This window comes from Acinetobacter sp. TW_SC_4, from assembly GCF_054861205.1.
Map to the genome: position 1 here is coordinate 1261224 of NZ_CM142174.1, position 16038 is coordinate 1277261.

Sequence of the window (16038 nt, forward strand, 5' to 3'; positions counted from 1 at the left end):
TGTGAGTATGTAGGAAATAAATTATACACCTTGTTGTTGAAAATATTGCTGCCATAACTGCTGGCCTTGCTCCTCCATACGCCGTACGGCCAGTTCAAACTTTTGTCGGGCTGGAGCATCTAGCCATTCTTCAGGCAATAGCGGATCTGCACGCAGACTAAATACAGCAGATTTTGCCAGATAAAAGGCGGTTTTAGCTGATTCAGCCAAGGATAACTGTTGATGGTTTTCAAACCATTGTTCAATTTCCTGGCTGATATTCAAATAAGTTTGATGCAGGCCATGAATATCCCAAAGTGCAGATACATGGGTGTGCTGATCGATCTCGCTGACCTGAAAAAATCGTGCGCCTTGATCCAGACCAAACTTGACGGCTGCTGATTTAAGCTCGTTCAAACCAAGTTGCAAATTGTCCGGGCGGATAAACACGTTCTGTTCCAGTTCCTGAAATCCATAATAACGCAGGGCTTTTTCCCGTTTAGATAAGGCCGTACGATCTACTCGCCCCAAAGCACCGGTATAAACCAGAATGTACTTACCATCCCAAGCCGTAGCGGTCTGCATATTGGGATGTTTGTTCAGGCTAATAAAAGAAGTATCAAATTTTTTTTCAATTAACTGATAAATGCCGCGTTCTACTGACTGAATGATCTGATCCTGATTAAGTCGTGCGACTGCAACCCGCAAGCTGTTGTCAGAGATTCCTAATAAATCTGCTGCACATAACATCTGTTTGATGCTAACAGTAGAGTTATGTGAGGCATAGAGCAGGTCTAGCACCAGATGTCGGGCATTCAGTTTATAAGTCATGAAACTAGATCGTGATTAGAAAATGAGAAATTGGAAACTTTTTGTACAATAGCATTTTGAATATGAAGAACCAAAGAGAAATACGACTAAAGTGTTTGTATATTCAGGCAATTAATTTTAATTAAAGACAACGTATATGGATAAAAATGACTAGATAAGGTGTTGGTTTTCTACTGTGGCACACTATTTCACAGTCAATAAGTTGGTCTAAGCAGCAAGTCAACGAAAAAGACATGAATCTGTTTTTTTTCTCTTTATTCTTGATTATTTTTAATCCCAGCTCCCTAGGGAACTGGGATTACCTAAAAAATTAAAGTGAAGTGTTAGTTATAACTGCTTCAAAATTGGGTATATGAACAAGAAAAAGATTTCTTATTCATACGAATTACCTTACATATTCGGGTAATTCGGACCACCGCCACCTTCCGGTGTTACCCAGGTGAACCGTACCGGGTTTGTCGGAGACTTTTTTATTTAAGTTAGGCCACCTGACCTAACGGGTTAATCTTATCATAGTACATTGCTTCAAACTCAAAAGGCGATAAATAACCCAGTGCACTGTGTACACGCTTTTTATTGAACCAATCTACCCAGTTGAATGTCGCAAGTTGTACATCTGCTAAACCTTGCCAATCTGCTTTTAAATATTCAATCACCTCTGTTTTGTATAAGCCATTCACCGTTTCAGCCAAAGCATTATCGTATGAATCACCAGTTGTACCGACTGATGCTCGTAAATTTGCAGCTTCTAAACGATTGGTATAGCGAATAGAAAGATATTGAACACCTCTATCAGAATGATGAATCACATTCTTTGGCATGCCTTGATCGTGTAATGCTTGCTCAAGTGCATCGAGCACCATATCTGTATTCATCCGTATAGATACTTTCCATCCAACAATTGCTCGTAAGAACACATCAATAATAAAGGCGATATAGCCCCAACCTGAATTGGTTTGAATATACGTGAAGTCATCGAACTTAGCACTGCTTCGCACGGGTCAGGATGATCAGCATTAAAATTCCGTTTCACTAAATCATCTGCTCTTTTTTGAACATCTAGGCTACGGGTGGTTTGTTTATTCTTACCATGCTAAACACCTTGTATACCTTGCTTTTTCATTAATCGAGCAACAGTACAGCGTGCAATAATATAGCCTTCACGTTTCAGTTTTTGCCAGACTTTACGCACACCATTCCGACCTGAACTTTCCTTCCAAATTCGTTTAATCTCCTCAGCATGATGCTCATCATGTAGATCTCGTTTCGCTCGATGTTCCCTTGCAAAGCGATGCTTTTCATCAGCGAGATCTAAAGTTCGGTAATAGGTTGAAGCTGCGATCGGTAAAATCCTACAAATCGCATCAACACCATATCGATCTTTATTGTTATGGATGAAATCCACCATTATTTATGTGGGCGGTCGAGCTCCGCCTGGGCGAAAAAAGCGGCTGCTTTACGTAGAATTTCATTGGCACGCTTTAATTCTTTAATTTCACGTTCCATTTGCTTCATTTTTTCTTGATCAGATATCTGTTGTACTTTAATAGGATTTTGCTGATCTAAATGCTTTTGATGCCTGGCACGTAGTGTTTCAGGAGTACAACCAATCTTAGGCGCAATTGCTGTGATTGCAGCCCAATTCGATGGATAATCTTTTTCAGATTCAATCAATAATTGAACCGCTCTTTCTCTGATTTCAGGGGTATATTTTAATTTTGTCATCGAACCTTGCGAAGCAGCGCTTCTCACTCAGAATATTGACTCTCCGACAAACCCGGTACGGTTCAGTTTTGTAGATTAAAGCAATTTAGAGGAATAGCTACTCGATATGACAAGCTCAAAAGAAATTATCAAAGTGCTGTTGCCTTAGCCTGTATATTTTTATGGCTACCTTTATAGGTTTAATTATGAACAGTAAATGTCAACAGACCCTAATTGGTCTTGGGGCTATGCTTGTGTCAGGTTCAGTGTTCGCAACAATTGAACAGACTATTGTGAAACTATCTTTAGGGGAATTAAAAGGCCGTTATGCTTTGGATTGTTCAAAAGAGAAAGCTCATAATCTATCTTATGTTATTGGTGAAAAAAGCATTTTGCGCTTGATTTCTGCTAAACAAAAGCGTGCTTTATTAAAGTCAATTGAGCCTAAGTCTGAAAAATCTTTTGACGATTATCAATATATAACTACCGCCGAGTACCAGGGGGCTACGGTAGATTTCTACCAGAAAGATCATCAAAACTATGCGCGTGTTTTAAATACCAGTCTAAGTAATTCATTAGGTCCAAAAAACAAGCAGATGTTAATACAGTGCAAAACTGAAGCTAAATCCTGATATCTAAAAAGACCAGCAGTTGCTGGTTTTTTTAACAATATAGAAATAACCGCAGAAAAAGTCTTGAAAACTTTTCTTAAAACTTTATGAAAAATAATGCTTAGGTTAAGATGAGCCATCATTTGTAAAAGCATTCTAGAAGACCTATGCAACCATTTGTTCTATATAACTCAGAGCAACGTAAAAAAGTAGAATTTGTGCCTCGTAAAGAAGGTCAGATTGATCTGTATGTTTGTGGGATGACGGTCTATGACTACTGTCATATTGGACATGCACGCACGGTGGTTGCATTTGACTATATTATTCGTTTCTTGCGTAGTCAGGGCTGGAAGGTTAAATACATACGCAATATCACTGACATTGACGACAAGATTATTAAACGTGCCAATGAAAATGGGGAAAGCATTTCATCACTGACCAGCCGTTTTATTGATGCCATGAATGAAGACTTTGCCAAATTAGGCTGTCTTGCACCGGATGAAGCACCAAAAGCCACTGATTACATCAATCAGATGCAAAACATGATTGGTACGCTGGTGGAAAAAGGGACTGCATATCCGGCAAATAATGGCGATGTTTACTTCGAGGTTGAAAAATTCGCCAAATACGGGCGTCTCTCAGGCCGTAAACTGGAAGATATGCAGGCAGGCGCTTCTGAACGTGTAGACGTCGAAGTTGAGAAAAAACATCCGTTTGACTTTGTGCTGTGGAAACATGCCAAAGAAAATGAACCGTCTTGGGCTTCACCATGGGGCAATGGTCGTCCAGGCTGGCATATTGAATGTTCAGCCATGTCTACCTGCTGCCTCGGCAATCATTTTGATATTCATGGCGGTGGCGCTGACTTAAGCTTCCCGCATCATGAAAACGAGATTGCACAGTCTGAAGCAGCGACAGGTGAACAGTATGTGAACTACTGGATGCATGCCGGCTTCATCAATGTTGATGGCGAAAAAATGTCGAAGTCTTTGGGTAACTTCTTCACCATCCGTGATGTGATTGAAAAATTCCATCCGGAAGTGGTGCGTTACTTTATCGTATCTTCACACTACCGCAGCCCGGTGAACTATTCAGATGTAGCTTTAAAAGAAGCGAAAAATACGCTAATGCGTTTCTATCATTCTTTCAAAGCTTATCAGGCAGTATATGGCGAACAGCTGGTTGATACGTTAGATCAAGACTTTGTTGAGCGTTTTAATACGGCAATGCGAGATGACTTCAATACGCCAGAAGCCATTGCTGTATTATTTGAACTGAATAAAGAGCTGAACCGTGCGGTAAAAGACCAGAATCAGGAGCAGGCTACTGTTTATTATTCCACTTTGCGCCATCTCACCAATATTCTGGGTCTGGTACAGCACAATATCGACGAATTCTTAAAGTCTGATATTGGTCAGGAAGCTTTAGGCTTGTCTGAAGAGCAGATTGAAGATCTGATCCAGCAACGTAAAGATGCCAAAAAAGAGAAAAACTTTGCTCGTGCCGATGAAATCCGCCAGTCTTTATTAGAACAAGGGGTGGTGCTGGAAGATACCCGTCAAGGAACTGTATGGCGTCGTGCCGATTAATTCGACAGTTGAATCAATAGAGAGTTGACAGTTAGCAGAAACTCTCTATAATTCACTCCCATATTGCGGGAATAGCTCAGTTGGTAGAGCACAACCTTGCCAAGGTTGGGGTCGCGAGTTCGAGTCTCGTTTCCCGCTCCAAAATTCAAAAAACCCTGATCGAAAGATTAGGGTTTTTTATTGCCTACGTAAAATAAAAAGGACAATCAAAACTGGTTTACCTAATGAAATTTTAAATAATGGAGAGTTTTCGGTCAGGGAAATTTTAGAACATTCTGTTTAAGTTTTATGAAAAGCTCTACATTTTGAAACCTGACATTTGCATAGATATGATAAAATTGCGAAAATTATTTTTTGCTAGACTGAGTCAACTCTGTATAGAGTTAAGGTAAACCTACTTTGAACCCACCAAATATGCCAAATCAAATAGACTTCCAGAAAGTTGCACTTGAAACCTTGCGTATCGAAGAACAAGCATTACAGATTTTAGCCACGCAGATCGATGAGCGTTTTAGTCAGGCATGTGAAATTATCTTGCAGTGCAAAGGTCGTCTGGTGATTACCGGGATGGGGAAATCCGGGCATATTGGCCGTAAGATGGCGGCAACTTTTGCCTCTACGGGTACGCCTTCATTCTTCATGCACCCGGGCGAGGCAGGGCATGGTGATCTTGGAATGCTAGTACCGGGTGATGTACTGATTGCCATTTCAAACTCAGGCAAAAGCGATGAAATCATGATGCTGATGCCTTTGATCAAGCGTCTGGAAATTCCTTTAATTACTATTAGCGGTGATGCCAAAGGTCCAATGCCACAAAATGCTGATGTGGCTTTAACTTTGGGTCATCTTCAAGAGGCCTGTCCGCTTGGTCTGGCACCGACTTCGAGTACAACGGCAACTTTAGCGCTGGGTGATGCACTGGCTGTCGCTCTTCTGGATGCACGTGGTTTTACTGCTGATGATTTTGCACTATCACATCCAGCGGGTGCCTTGGGTAAACGTTTATTGCTGCATGTAAAACATCTCATGCATACAGGTTCGGAATTGCCAAAAGTGTCACCAGATACACCGATGAATCAAGTTTTATACGAGATTTCAAATAAACGCCTAGGTTTAACCACAATTGTGGATCAAAATGATGTTCTGCTGGGTATTTTCACTGATGGTGACTTGCGCCGCCTGATCGACAAACAGCAAGGTTTTGATGTCAATTTACCGATTCAGGAAGTGATGACCAAAAATCCGCTGACGATTTCTCAGGAAGCGCGTGCTGTCGTTGCACTGGAAAAAATGAACGAACGTAAAATTAATCAATTTGTTGTGGTTAATGATGCCAATAAAGTCATTGGTGTAATTAGTATGCATGACCTGATTCAGGCTGGGGTAAATTAATAAATGGCATCTTATGTATTATTAGAGCAGGCACGTCATATTAAGGCACTGGTACTTGATGTAGATGGTATTTTAAGCGACGGTTTTGTCACATTGACCAATACGGGCGATGAAATCAAATCTTTTGATATCCGTGATGGTCTGGGCATGAAACTGGTACAGCAAGCCGGAATCAAAGTAATCATTATCACTGGACGTCAAAGCAATATCGTACAGAAACGTATGTCGGATTTAGGTGTAGATCTGGTTTATCAGGGCCGTGAAGATAAAGGGACTGCTTTACGTGAAGCTTGTACTCAGCTCAATATCGATCCTGAAGACTGTTTATACATGGGTGATGACTGGCCTGATCTGTCTGCCTTCGCGATTGCAGGCATGAAAGTGACTGTTCCAAACGGGCATGTTGAAGTACGTCGTCGTGCTGATCTGGTAACGCAGGCCTATGGTGGTCGTGGTGCGGTACGCGAAATTTGTGACATGTTACTGATGTCCAAAGGTAAGTACCAAGAGTTACTTGAAAAATATACTCGTGCGCCTTATTAATAAGTCATACATCCTGGATTAAGTACACCGCTTATGGACACTAGAGTTTTATATCTTACGGCTATTATCATTGCCGCAATAAGTGGTGGTTATTACTATTACAGCGGTAAGGGCAATAAGTTGCAGACTGATTCTGCACGTAGCATGACTTATTCTGCAAATAATATTAACTTAACCCAAACTGATGAAAAGGGCATGTTGTCTGTACGTGCCCAGGTCGACCAGCTTGAACAAAACCTGCAGCTAGAGACTTCGAGTCTCAAAAATCTGCAGGCAACGACCTATAAAGACGGTCAGGTTGATGCGACATTTTTTGCCAAACAGGGCAACGGTTATGATGACAATACAAAAGTTGTACTTTCTCAAGAAGTGCTGGCGACCAAGATCATGCAAAATGGAAAAATGCAGTTCCACACCGAGGAGCTAACGGCTTTTCCGAAAATACGTGAAATTGAAACCGATAAAACCGTCATTGTTGAATCTCCACAGGCTGAATTTATCAGTCAGGGCCTAAAAGCCAATCTTAATGATGGTCAATACGAATTCTTTAATATTCGAGGAAAGTATGAACCAAATTCCTAGAGCTAAAATGATGAACACTTTCCTTAAGCGCGCCGCGTTGTTAAGTTTGGTTGCATTGGGTTCAGCCACTGCGTTTGCATTGCCATCTGACCGTAACCAACCAATTACCTTATTAGCTGACCGTGCGACTTTTAATGAGCGTACCGGAGTCACCACTTATTCGGGTAATGTCATCATTGAACAGGGCACCATGAAATTGCAAGCCAATTCAATTGTGGCGAATCTGAATAATAAAAAACAGATCAGCCTGATTACGGCAACAGGTAGCCCGGCTCAATTTCAGCAGAAAGTTGATCCTGCCAAAGGTTTGGCCAAAGGTCAGGCACAGAAAATTGTCTATAATGCGGAAACCGGGATTATTACCCTGTCTGGAAATGCCTACTTGCAGCAAGATGGCGCTAGTATCCGTGGTAATACGCTGAAATACAGCATGAATAAAGGCGATATTGAAGCAACAGGTACACCAAATAAAACCGGTTCAGCAGCAGGTCGTGTACAAATCGTGATTCCGCCTTCATCTTCGAAATCCTTTCCGGGAGCACGTGATTAATGGCACAGACGCATCAGGTTCAAACTTTAGCCATCAAGCATCTGGCGAAAAATTATAGTAAACGCTGGGTAGTCAAGGACGTTTCCTTCAGTATGGAAAGTGGGCAAATTGTTGGGCTTTTAGGGCCTAATGGTGCAGGTAAAACCACCAGTTTCTATATGGTGGTGGGTCTGGTGCGTATGGACAAGGGTGAAATCCATCTGGATGATCTGGATTTGTCGGACTTGGCGATGCATGAACGTGCGCGTAAAGGGATTGGCTATTTACCTCAGGAAGCTTCTATTTTTAGAAAACTAACCATTTCTGAAAATATTATGGCGATTCTGGAAACCCGTAAGGATTTAAGCAAAGCCCAGCGTCAACAACGTTTAGCCGAATTACTGGCAGACTTTAAAATTACCCATATTAAAGATTCATTGGGTATGAGCGTGTCGGGTGGTGAACGTCGTCGTGCTGAAATTGCCCGTGCTTTGGCGGCCGACCCAAAATTCATGTTACTGGATGAACCTTTTGCCGGGGTTGACCCGATTTCCGTAGGTGATATTAAAGATATTATTACCACGCTGAAAGATCGTGGAATTGGTGTATTGATTACCGATCACAACGTTCGTGAAACTTTGGCCATCTGTGAACATGCCTATATTGTCAGCGAAGGTTCAGTCATTGCTGAAGGCACGGCACAAGAAATTTTGGCCAATGAAATGGTACGTAAAGTTTATCTGGGTGATGACTTTACTGTATAGAAAATTTTCATTATCAGAAAAAACCCGCATTAAGACTTTAGTCGTCAAATGTGGGTTTTTTTACTTAAATTAAGACGAAAAAGCTATCTTTTTGTATGATTTGATATATTTTTAGGCTAAAACACGAAACATTCATTATTATGCAATTTAGGGTGCAGCACTTAAAAAATGTTCAGGGGATAATAGATAAAAATAAGGGAATATAGATCATTCTTCTTTTACCTTTATCTGTGCCATTCGTACATGCAGAAAATTCACAGAATTATTTTAATAATATAGGACTTACGCATTGACGGATTCAAAAAAGTATTAAAATGCTTTATAAAGTATCTGTGATCAGACGAATTAAACATGCTTCTACAGCAACTTGTACATTACCCATTTATATGGGCTTTCTCATGACAGAACCGAACTCTATTAGCTGCACACAACTTGCCGAGACTTATAATATCTCGCATGATAGTGTAAATCGCTTTCTAGAGCGTGAAGACTACACACCTCACGACCTATATCAAGAATCAATTCAACATATTGATAATAATAAACTTATAGTCAGTATTGATGATACTGTTTTAGATAAACCATATAGTCAACATATGGACTTGGTTAGCTATTTTTGGTCAGGCAAACACCACCGATCCGTCAAGGGTATTAATCTCATTACCTTGTATGCGACAGATCAAAATGGTCAAAATATTCCAATTAATTTCCGAATTTATGACAAATCTGAAAGTAAAACCAAGAATGATTACTTTATGGATATGTTAAGTGAAGTACTCAATTGGGGTGCAAAGATTCAATTTATTACAGGTGATAGTTGGTATTCATCGACTGGAAATCTAAAAACCATAAGAAAATATGGTATTCGATTTATGTTTGGTATCGACTGTAACCGTAAGGTTTCCCCAGAAAAAGGACAATGGTTTCAACTGCGTTTATTGCCAGATTTCCATCAGGGTCAAGTGGTCTGGCTCAAAGATTTTGGCTTTGTACAATTATTTAAGACTCAGTTAAAAGAACAGCAGAGGTTTTATATTGTGCATCAAGATGAAGATGATTTATTGTCCTTTGAAGGTTTTCATGAATTACATTCAAGTCATTGGAAAATAGAGCAATATCACCGGGTGATTAAACAGGTTTGTCATATTGAAAAGTTTCAAGTAAGACGATCTAAACTGATTTTGAATCATATTTTTTCAGCCTTGATGGCCTACGTTGAGATACAAAAGAACCAGTTTGAGCGGATCTTTGAAAATATATATCGTTGGCAGAAGAAATTATTTAGACCAATTATCAAAAACTTCATTGATGACTTTATTCTCGATAAAAATCATCTGCTACCACAGAGAATCTATAAATAATAGTGCGTAAGTCCTATAATATTAAAAGTGGATTAGGAAAACTGATTGCACCAGAGCCAACGCGATCTGCGCAAACGATTGATATTAGCTCACTCAGTCAGTACTCACTGGATAGCTCAAAGGTGGCTGAACTGCCGCAGATTACTCGACCGCAGCAGGGACAATCTTCAATTCGGCCTATAAATGCTGATATTCCTGCAAAAATGAGTCTAATTGAGGCGGTTCATACAGCAGTTCAGCGTCGTCCGGAAATTGCCCAAAGTATTTCGTCTTTATCTGCACAGGCAGCCAATATTAATGTGGCCAAAGCAGCCTATTAACCGCAGTTATCTGGCGGTGTAGGTAATGGAGATTTGACCTCAGGTGAACGTGGACGTCAGGTAGCCTCTCTGAATGCTACCCAGATGCTATATGACTTTGGCAAGATTAAAACCAATGTCAGTGTTGAAGAGGCGAGACTGGCAGAAGACCAGGCAAGAGCATTAGTGAGTCTGGATCAGGTTGCACTGGAAGTAGCGGATGCTATTGTCCATGTCAAACGCTATCAGGAAATTACCAAGATTGCCGAACAGCAGATTCAGGGCATTGCACGAATTGCAGAAATTGCCAATTTACGTGACCGCGCCGGAATTAGCACATAGGCTGATCCGGTTTAGGCGCAGTCTAATCTGGAAGCTGCACAATCTAACCTGATCGTGCAACAGACCCAGTTAAGACAATATCAGCAACGTCTCAGAACTTTATTGGGATTTGATTTCTCTGCAATTCAATGGGAAATTCCAGATCGTATCGTAAACCAGGCTGATCTTTATCAGGATCATGAATTTACCCAGATTCCAAGCATGATCTTGGCACATTCAGGAGTAGATGTAGCCCGATTGCAAAAAGATCAGGTACTTTTAAGCCGTTATCCGACTATTAATCTGAAAGGTAGCTTAAGTCAGGCGGTTAATGGTCGAAATCCGAATAATAATGAAGATGATGGCTTTTATAATTCAATCATGATTGAAGCCAGCAGTAATTTTTATCAGGGGGGAGCTGTTCGGTCTCAGGCACGTGCTGCCAGTTATGCCGAAGAAGCTGCACGCGCACAGGTCAATACTGTCTATCTGGATGTACTGGATCAGGTTCGCTTAATCCGGGAATAGATTGAAAATAAACAAAAACAAATGGATGTCCTGGCTCAGCGCCGTGAAACCACGGTACGAACCAAAGAGCTATATCAAGAACAATATAAATTGGGCACACGGACTGTAGTGGATTTATTAAACGCAGAACAGGCTTATTCACAGCGCAGCACAGGAATTTGAATCAGCGCGCTATGACATCTATTCGGCGATTGTGCAATACATTCAGGTGACAGGTCGTACACGGGATATTTACGCGCTTAACCGTATTTCTATTCAGGGGTTTGAAGTCCAGCCATGAGTACTACAATAAATTATCAGCCGTGGCTTCAGGCAGTTTTGAACATTGCCAAGTATTATCGGATCGAACCATCTGAGGAGCGGATTCGTCTGCAACTGGACTGGAACCAGCATCATGACATTGATGAAATGCTCAAAATTGTCAACCGTCAGATGGGATTAAATGTCCGTAAAAATAAATTCGATAGCAGTTTGCTGAATCCCTGGCGTTTGCCCTTACTGGTTGAATTTGATAGCGGAGATGTTGGTGTTATTGAACGTATCGACACACAAGGCAATGTCAGTGTACAACTGAGTGGAAATGCTGGTTTATCGCAAAGTTTTACGATTGAGCAGTTAGAAACAGGTGCGGAGCATGTTTATATCCTGCGACCAGAGTCTTCTGTGCGGGATGCGCGTGTCGACGAATACATCAAGCCCTTTGAGAAAAACTGGTTCTGGTCAATTGTTTTGAAAGACTGGAAACGCTATATCGATGTGATGTTTGCCTCTTTAATCGCCAATATTTTGGCTTTGGCAACTATTGTTTTCTCGATAAACGTTTATGACCGTGTCATTCCTTCACAATCGATTCCCACTTTATGGGTGCTGGCCGGTTGTGTACTGATTGCGGCCATTTTCGAGTTTGTATTGCGGGTATCCCGTATTTATCTCTCCGACATTATTGGTAAACGGGCTGACCTGAAAATATCTGACCGGGTATTTGGGCATTCCTTAAGAATTAAAAACAGTGAGCGTTCCAAATCGACCGGAACGTTTATTTCACAGATTCGTGAACTTGAAGGTGTGGGTGAACTGGTCACTTCCACTACCGTGACGGCAATTGCAGATCTGCCGTTCTTCTTCCTGTTCCTGGGAATCTTCTGGATTATTGGCGGTAACCTGTTCTGGGTCATGCTACTGGTAGTACCACTCATGATTCTTCCTGGGATTCTGGCACAGAAAAAACTGGCCAAGCTGGCACAGTTGGGAATGCGTGAGTCCGCAATCCGTAATACCTTATTAGTTGAAGCCGTACAGGGTATTGAAGATATCAAGCTGTTAAGAGCTGAAACCCGCTTCCAGAACCAATGGAATCACGTGAATGAAGTCTCTGCTGATGTCAGCATGCAACAACGTAAAATTGTTGGATTGATGACCACATGGACTCAAAAAATTCAGGGTTTAACCTTTGCCATTGTGGTCTTGGTGGGTGCATTTGCAGTGATGGATGGTGAGATGACCACAGGTGCTTTAGTTGCCTGTTCAATTTTGTCATCACGGATGCTGGCACCTATTTCACAAATCAACGGTGTCTTAGGGCGTTTACAACAAGCCAAAGTTGCTAAAGGCGGTCTGGATGAATTGATGAAAAAACCGGTGGATCAGCCTGATTATTCACACCTGATTCACCGTCCTGTATTAGATGGTCATTATGATTTGAGTGGTGTGGTGTTCAAATATGGCGATGATGATCCTCAACCAAGTCTGGTCATTCCAAAACTGGAATTCAAGCCCGGTGAAAAAATAGCAATTCTGGGTCGTAACGGTGCAGGTAAATCGACGCTGTTGCAACTGTTGTCGGGTATGCAAACTCCAGCACAAGGCAAGGTCAAGCTGGATGGGATTGATCTGACCCTGATTGATCCGTCAGATGTGCGGCGTGATATGAGTTTGCTAAATCAGAACTCGCAGTTATTTTATGGTTCAATTCGTGAAAACCTGACTTTGGATGCACCTTTGGCCACCGATCAGCAAATTCTGGAAGCCTTATAAATTACCGGTGCACTGGGATTTGTACAGGAGAAAAAAGAAGGGCTGGATCATATCATTTTAGAGGGTGGTGTCGGCTTTTCTGGTGGACAGCGCCAAGCCTTGTTATTAGCGCGGTTGTTGATTCGTCAACCAAAGATTTTGCTACTGGATGAACCGACCGCTGCCATTGATGATGTGTCAGAAAAACAGTTGATTGATCATCTTAAAGGGTATTTAACCCATCGTACGCTGATAGTAGCAACGCATCGTCGCGCCGTACTGGAGTTAGTTGACCGTATTCTTGTGGTCAATGATGGCAAAATTGTCATGGATGGTCCACGAGATCAAATATTAAATCAGTCACAGGTAGGAACTAAACGGGTCGTGGGAGCAAGCGCATGAGTGAACCACATACATTAATGCGTTCAAACAAAGTGAGCTTTCAGGAACCACCATTACCTAAATCCAGTCTGATTATCTGGATTGTGGGCATTGGTTTGTTAATACTGCTGACGTGGGCTTGGTTATTTAAACTGGAAGAGGTTTCGACCGGTACGGGTAAAGTCACTCCATCTTCCAAAGAACAGGTGATTCAGTCTCTGGAGGGTGGCATTCTAACCAAGTTGAATGTCAAAGAAGGTGAGATTGTAGAGCGTGGCCAAGTCTTGGCACAGCTCGATCCAACCCTCTTTGAATCCAACGTCGGTGAATCAGAATCCTTGCTGATCGCTTCACGCGCCACTTCAGCCCGTTTACGTGCAGAAGTAAGTGGTACGCCGTTGTCTTTCCCAGAAGAAGTGCTGAAATACCCGAAACTGGTTAAAGAAGAAACGGCACTGTATCAGTCACGTCTTGCCAATCTGGAAGAATCTCTTGCCGGCTTGCAACAGGCATTAGAACTGGTACAACAGGAACTACAAATGATCGCGCCATTGGTGGCTAAAGGGGCAGCCAGAGAAGTTGAAGTTTTACGGTTGAAGCGTGAAGCCAATGACCTGCGTAACCAGATGAATGATATTCGCAACCAATATTATGTGAAAGCACGGGAAGAACTGTCCAAAGCCAATACTGATGTGGAAACCCAGCAACAGGTGGTACGCGGCAAGTCAGATACCTTGAACCGGACCATTTTTAAATCTCCAGTCCGTGGCGTGGTCAAAGAAATTGATGTCATGACTTTGGGTGGCGTAGTACCGCAAAATGGCAAGCTGATGACTATCGTGCCTCTGGATGAAAAATTACTGGTTGAAGCTCGAATTTCGCCGCGTGATATTGCCTTTATTCGCCCTGATCAGGAAGCATTGGTTAAAATTACAGCTTATGATTATTCGATCTATGGTGGGTTAAATGGTAAAGTTGCGATGATTTCACCGGATACCTTGCGTGATGAAGTTAAGCAAGATCAGTTCTATTACCGTGTCTATATTCGCACAGACAGTGACAAACTGAATAATAGTGCAGGCCAAGAGTTCAATATTACTCCAGGGATGGTGGCCACCGTGGATATTCGTACAGGTTCAAAAACCGTGATGGACTATCTGATCAAGCCATTTAACAAAGCAAAAGAAGTCTTGCGTGAACGATAATATCTACCAAGCAAATGAGTAAAACAATCGATTAAAATCAGGCCTCTCCGTAGTAGAGGCTTTTTATTTGTCTGTGCAAAGCGGGTATACTGCAGCAGTGAGAGTTTAAAGCCTGATGTTATGCCATTTACCATTGCCAGCCTGGTCAGTTTTGAGGAAGACATTAAAAAGAGCCGATTTCAGGCCTTTGCCACACCTGTAGAAAATGAGCAGGATGTGAAGGATTTTCTGGAGGCCTACCGTGATCAGACCACCACTCATCAATGCTGGGCCTGGAAAATCGGTCATCATGTACGCTTTAATGATGATGGTGAGCCATCGGGTACAGCAGGTCGGCCGATCCTTGCGACTATTGAGGGCAATGAGCTAACTAATGTACTGGTACTGGTGAATCGCTGGTATGGCGGTATTAAACTAGGGACTGGCGGACTGGTACGGGCCTATGGCGGTTGTGCTGGACAATGTTTATTGTTGGCAGAAAAAATTGAACTGATTGAAAAGAAAAAGGTGCAATTTTCCTGTCAATTCAGTGAATGGCCCATCTTTCAATATGAATTAAATCAGCAGCAAATTGATTATCAGGAAGACTATAGTGCCCAAGGAGTGCAGGTCAGCGCCTTATTTCAGTTACATCAAATTCAACCCTTTGCCTTAAAAATTCAAGATGTGACCCGCGGCCGCGAACAGCTCAAAATCATAGAAGAAGCGACAGATGACTGAACAAGATCCATTACTGAAATATCGCGAGCAGCATAAACACCGCCTGAATTATATGCCTTGGCTATATTGGTCCTTAAAACCGAAGAATCGTGGTTGGGCTGAAGCTTGGCAGAAAGAATATCAGACCTATCTAATGGAGATGGAAACAGTCGAGATTGGTGAAAACTGTTTTATTTCGCCTCTTGCACATATTTTCGCTGAACCGGGGCGTAAAATTATTATCGGGGATAATACCTTTATTGCGGCAGATTGTACGCTACATGGCCCTTTGGAGATCGGTAACGAAGTCGCCATCAATCATCACTGTATTCTGGATGGCGGTCGGGTAGGGATTAAACTGCATGATCAGGTACGCATCGCAGCTTATTGTCATCTTTATGCTTTTGATCATGGGATGGAACTGGAGCAGCCCATTTATCAGCAGCCGGTCAGGTCTAAAGGAATTGAGATTGGTCGGGATGTTTGGCTAGGTGCCCACGTCGGCATAAAAGATGGGGTGAAAATTGCCGATCAGGCAATTATAGGCATGAATAGCATGATCACGAAGGATATTGAAGCGCGTGCAATTGTCGCCGGAAATCCGGCAAAATTGATTCGATATCGGGATTAAAATAGTAAAAAAGGTGCTTGGAAAAAGGATTTATATCAAGCGCTTAATATTAGGTAAAGGTCTTATCACATCACAT

12 protein-coding genes, 1 tRNA gene, 4 pseudogenes and 1 other annotated feature are annotated in these 16038 nt (G+C 41.9%); of the genes and pseudogenes, 15 read left to right on the forward strand and 2 right to left on the reverse strand.

The genetic code is table 11. The features are described from left to right. Positions 1–21: 21 nt before the first annotated feature. Positions 22–810 (reverse strand): PaaX family transcriptional regulator C-terminal domain-containing protein, encoded by a 789-nt coding sequence (locus ACWM1W_RS05975; protein WP_005235191.1) that lies wholly within the window; start codon positions 808–810, stop codon positions 22–24. Between the two features lie 479 nt (positions 811–1289). After that, positions 1290–2535: pseudogene (locus ACWM1W_RS05980) on the reverse strand (IS3 family transposase). Further along, positions 2144–2260 (reverse strand) — a sequence feature (AL1L pseudoknot). (Overlaps the previous pseudogene by 117 nt.) Before the next feature lie 66 nt (positions 2536–2601). Between ACWM1W_RS05980 and ACWM1W_RS05985 the strand changes: the two are divergent. From ACWM1W_RS05985 to ACWM1W_RS06055, 15 genes and pseudogenes are all read left to right on the forward strand, one after another. Continuing rightward, a pseudogene (locus ACWM1W_RS05985) lies at positions 2602–2712 on the forward strand (IS5/IS1182 family transposase); the annotation flags it as partial. Positions 2713–2720: 8 nt separating this feature from the next. Beyond that, positions 2721–3146, forward strand: a complete 426-nt coding sequence (locus ACWM1W_RS05990) for a hypothetical protein (RefSeq protein ID WP_005235199.1) — start codon at positions 2721–2723, stop codon at positions 3144–3146. Between the two features lie 146 nt (positions 3147–3292). Continuing rightward, positions 3293–4714, forward strand: coding sequence for a cysteine--tRNA ligase (cysS, locus tag ACWM1W_RS05995; protein ID WP_375725683.1), 1422 nt, complete (start codon positions 3293–3295; stop codon positions 4712–4714). Between the two features lie 65 nt (positions 4715–4779). Beyond that, positions 4780–4855 (forward strand) — tRNA-Gly (locus tag ACWM1W_RS06000). A gap of 273 nt (positions 4856–5128) precedes the next feature. Further along, a complete protein-coding gene (locus ACWM1W_RS06005) occupies positions 5129–6106 on the forward strand; it encodes a KpsF/GutQ family sugar-phosphate isomerase (protein ID WP_005235203.1) in 978 nt (325 codons plus the stop codon). A 3-nt stretch (positions 6107–6109) separates the two neighbouring features. Further along, positions 6110–6649 (forward strand): KdsC family phosphatase, encoded by a 540-nt coding sequence (locus ACWM1W_RS06010; protein ID WP_214001337.1) that lies wholly within the window; start codon positions 6110–6112, stop codon positions 6647–6649. A gap of 33 nt (positions 6650–6682) precedes the next feature. Beyond that, complete coding sequence (gene lptC / locus ACWM1W_RS06015) at positions 6683–7231, forward strand: LPS export ABC transporter periplasmic protein LptC (protein WP_005235213.1); 549 nt, start codon at positions 6683–6685, stop codon at positions 7229–7231. Continuing rightward, a complete protein-coding gene (gene lptA, locus ACWM1W_RS06020) occupies positions 7215–7781 on the forward strand; it encodes a lipopolysaccharide transport periplasmic protein LptA (RefSeq protein ID WP_004786229.1) in 567 nt (188 codons plus the stop codon). The genes lptC and lptA overlap by 17 nt, the downstream gene beginning before the upstream one ends. Beyond that, complete coding sequence (lptB, locus tag ACWM1W_RS06025; RefSeq protein WP_005235214.1) at positions 7781–8524, forward strand: LPS export ABC transporter ATP-binding protein; 744 nt, start codon at positions 7781–7783, stop codon at positions 8522–8524. Before lptA ends, lptB begins: the two co-directional genes overlap by 1 nt. Positions 8525–8856: 332 nt before the next feature. Then, the gene (locus tag ACWM1W_RS06030) at positions 8857–9885 is read left to right on the forward strand and encodes an IS701 family transposase (RefSeq protein WP_079281079.1); all 1029 of its coding nucleotides are present in this window, start codon (positions 8857–8859) and stop codon (positions 9883–9885) included. Continuing rightward, positions 9882–11313, forward strand: a pseudogene (locus tag ACWM1W_RS06035) (TolC family protein). Before ACWM1W_RS06030 ends, ACWM1W_RS06035 begins: the two are co-directional and overlap by 4 nt. Then, positions 11310–13448 (forward strand): annotated as a pseudogene (locus ACWM1W_RS06040) (type I secretion system permease/ATPase). The pseudogenes ACWM1W_RS06035 and ACWM1W_RS06040 overlap by 4 nt, the downstream one beginning before the upstream one ends. Continuing rightward, a complete protein-coding gene (locus ACWM1W_RS06045) occupies positions 13445–14632 on the forward strand; it encodes an HlyD family efflux transporter periplasmic adaptor subunit (RefSeq protein WP_214001336.1) in 1188 nt (395 codons plus the stop codon). The pseudogene ACWM1W_RS06040 and the gene ACWM1W_RS06045 overlap by 4 nt, the downstream one beginning before the upstream one ends. A 120-nt stretch (positions 14633–14752) precedes the next feature. Then, the gene (locus ACWM1W_RS06050; protein ID WP_214001335.1) at positions 14753–15352 is read left to right on the forward strand and encodes an IMPACT family protein; all 600 of its coding nucleotides are present in this window, start codon (positions 14753–14755) and stop codon (positions 15350–15352) included. Beyond that, complete coding sequence (locus ACWM1W_RS06055) at positions 15345–15962, forward strand: acyltransferase (RefSeq protein ID WP_214001334.1); 618 nt, start codon at positions 15345–15347, stop codon at positions 15960–15962. Before ACWM1W_RS06050 ends, ACWM1W_RS06055 begins: the two co-directional genes overlap by 8 nt. Positions 15963–16038 lie beyond the last annotated feature (76 nt).

Bases quoted from the DNA above. Each gene is read 5' to 3' on its own strand.
- ACWM1W_RS06055 (WP_214001334.1), top strand. From the start codon at position 15,345: ATGACTGAACAAGATCCATTACTGAAATATCGCGAGCAGCATAAACAC.
- ACWM1W_RS06005 (WP_005235203.1), top strand. From the start codon at position 5,129: ATGCCAAATCAAATAGACTTCCAGAAAGTTGCACTTGAAACCTTGCGT.
- ACWM1W_RS06045 (WP_214001336.1), top strand. From the start codon at position 13,445: ATGAGTGAACCACATACATTAATGCGTTCAAACAAAGTGAGCTTTCAG.
- ACWM1W_RS05975 (WP_005235191.1), bottom strand. From the start codon at position 810: ATGACTTATAAACTGAATGCCCGACATCTGGTGCTAGACCTGCTCTAT.
- lptB (WP_005235214.1), top strand. From the start codon at position 7,781: ATGGCACAGACGCATCAGGTTCAAACTTTAGCCATCAAGCATCTGGCG.
- ACWM1W_RS05990 (WP_005235199.1), top strand. From the start codon at position 2,721: ATGAACAGTAAATGTCAACAGACCCTAATTGGTCTTGGGGCTATGCTT.
- cysS (WP_375725683.1), top strand. From the start codon at position 3,293: ATGCAACCATTTGTTCTATATAACTCAGAGCAACGTAAAAAAGTAGAA.
- lptA (WP_004786229.1), top strand. From the start codon at position 7,215: ATGAACCAAATTCCTAGAGCTAAAATGATGAACACTTTCCTTAAGCGC.
- ACWM1W_RS06050 (WP_214001335.1), top strand. From the start codon at position 14,753: ATGCCATTTACCATTGCCAGCCTGGTCAGTTTTGAGGAAGACATTAAA.
- ACWM1W_RS06010 (WP_214001337.1), top strand. From the start codon at position 6,110: ATGGCATCTTATGTATTATTAGAGCAGGCACGTCATATTAAGGCACTG.
- lptC (WP_005235213.1), top strand. From the start codon at position 6,683: ATGGACACTAGAGTTTTATATCTTACGGCTATTATCATTGCCGCAATA.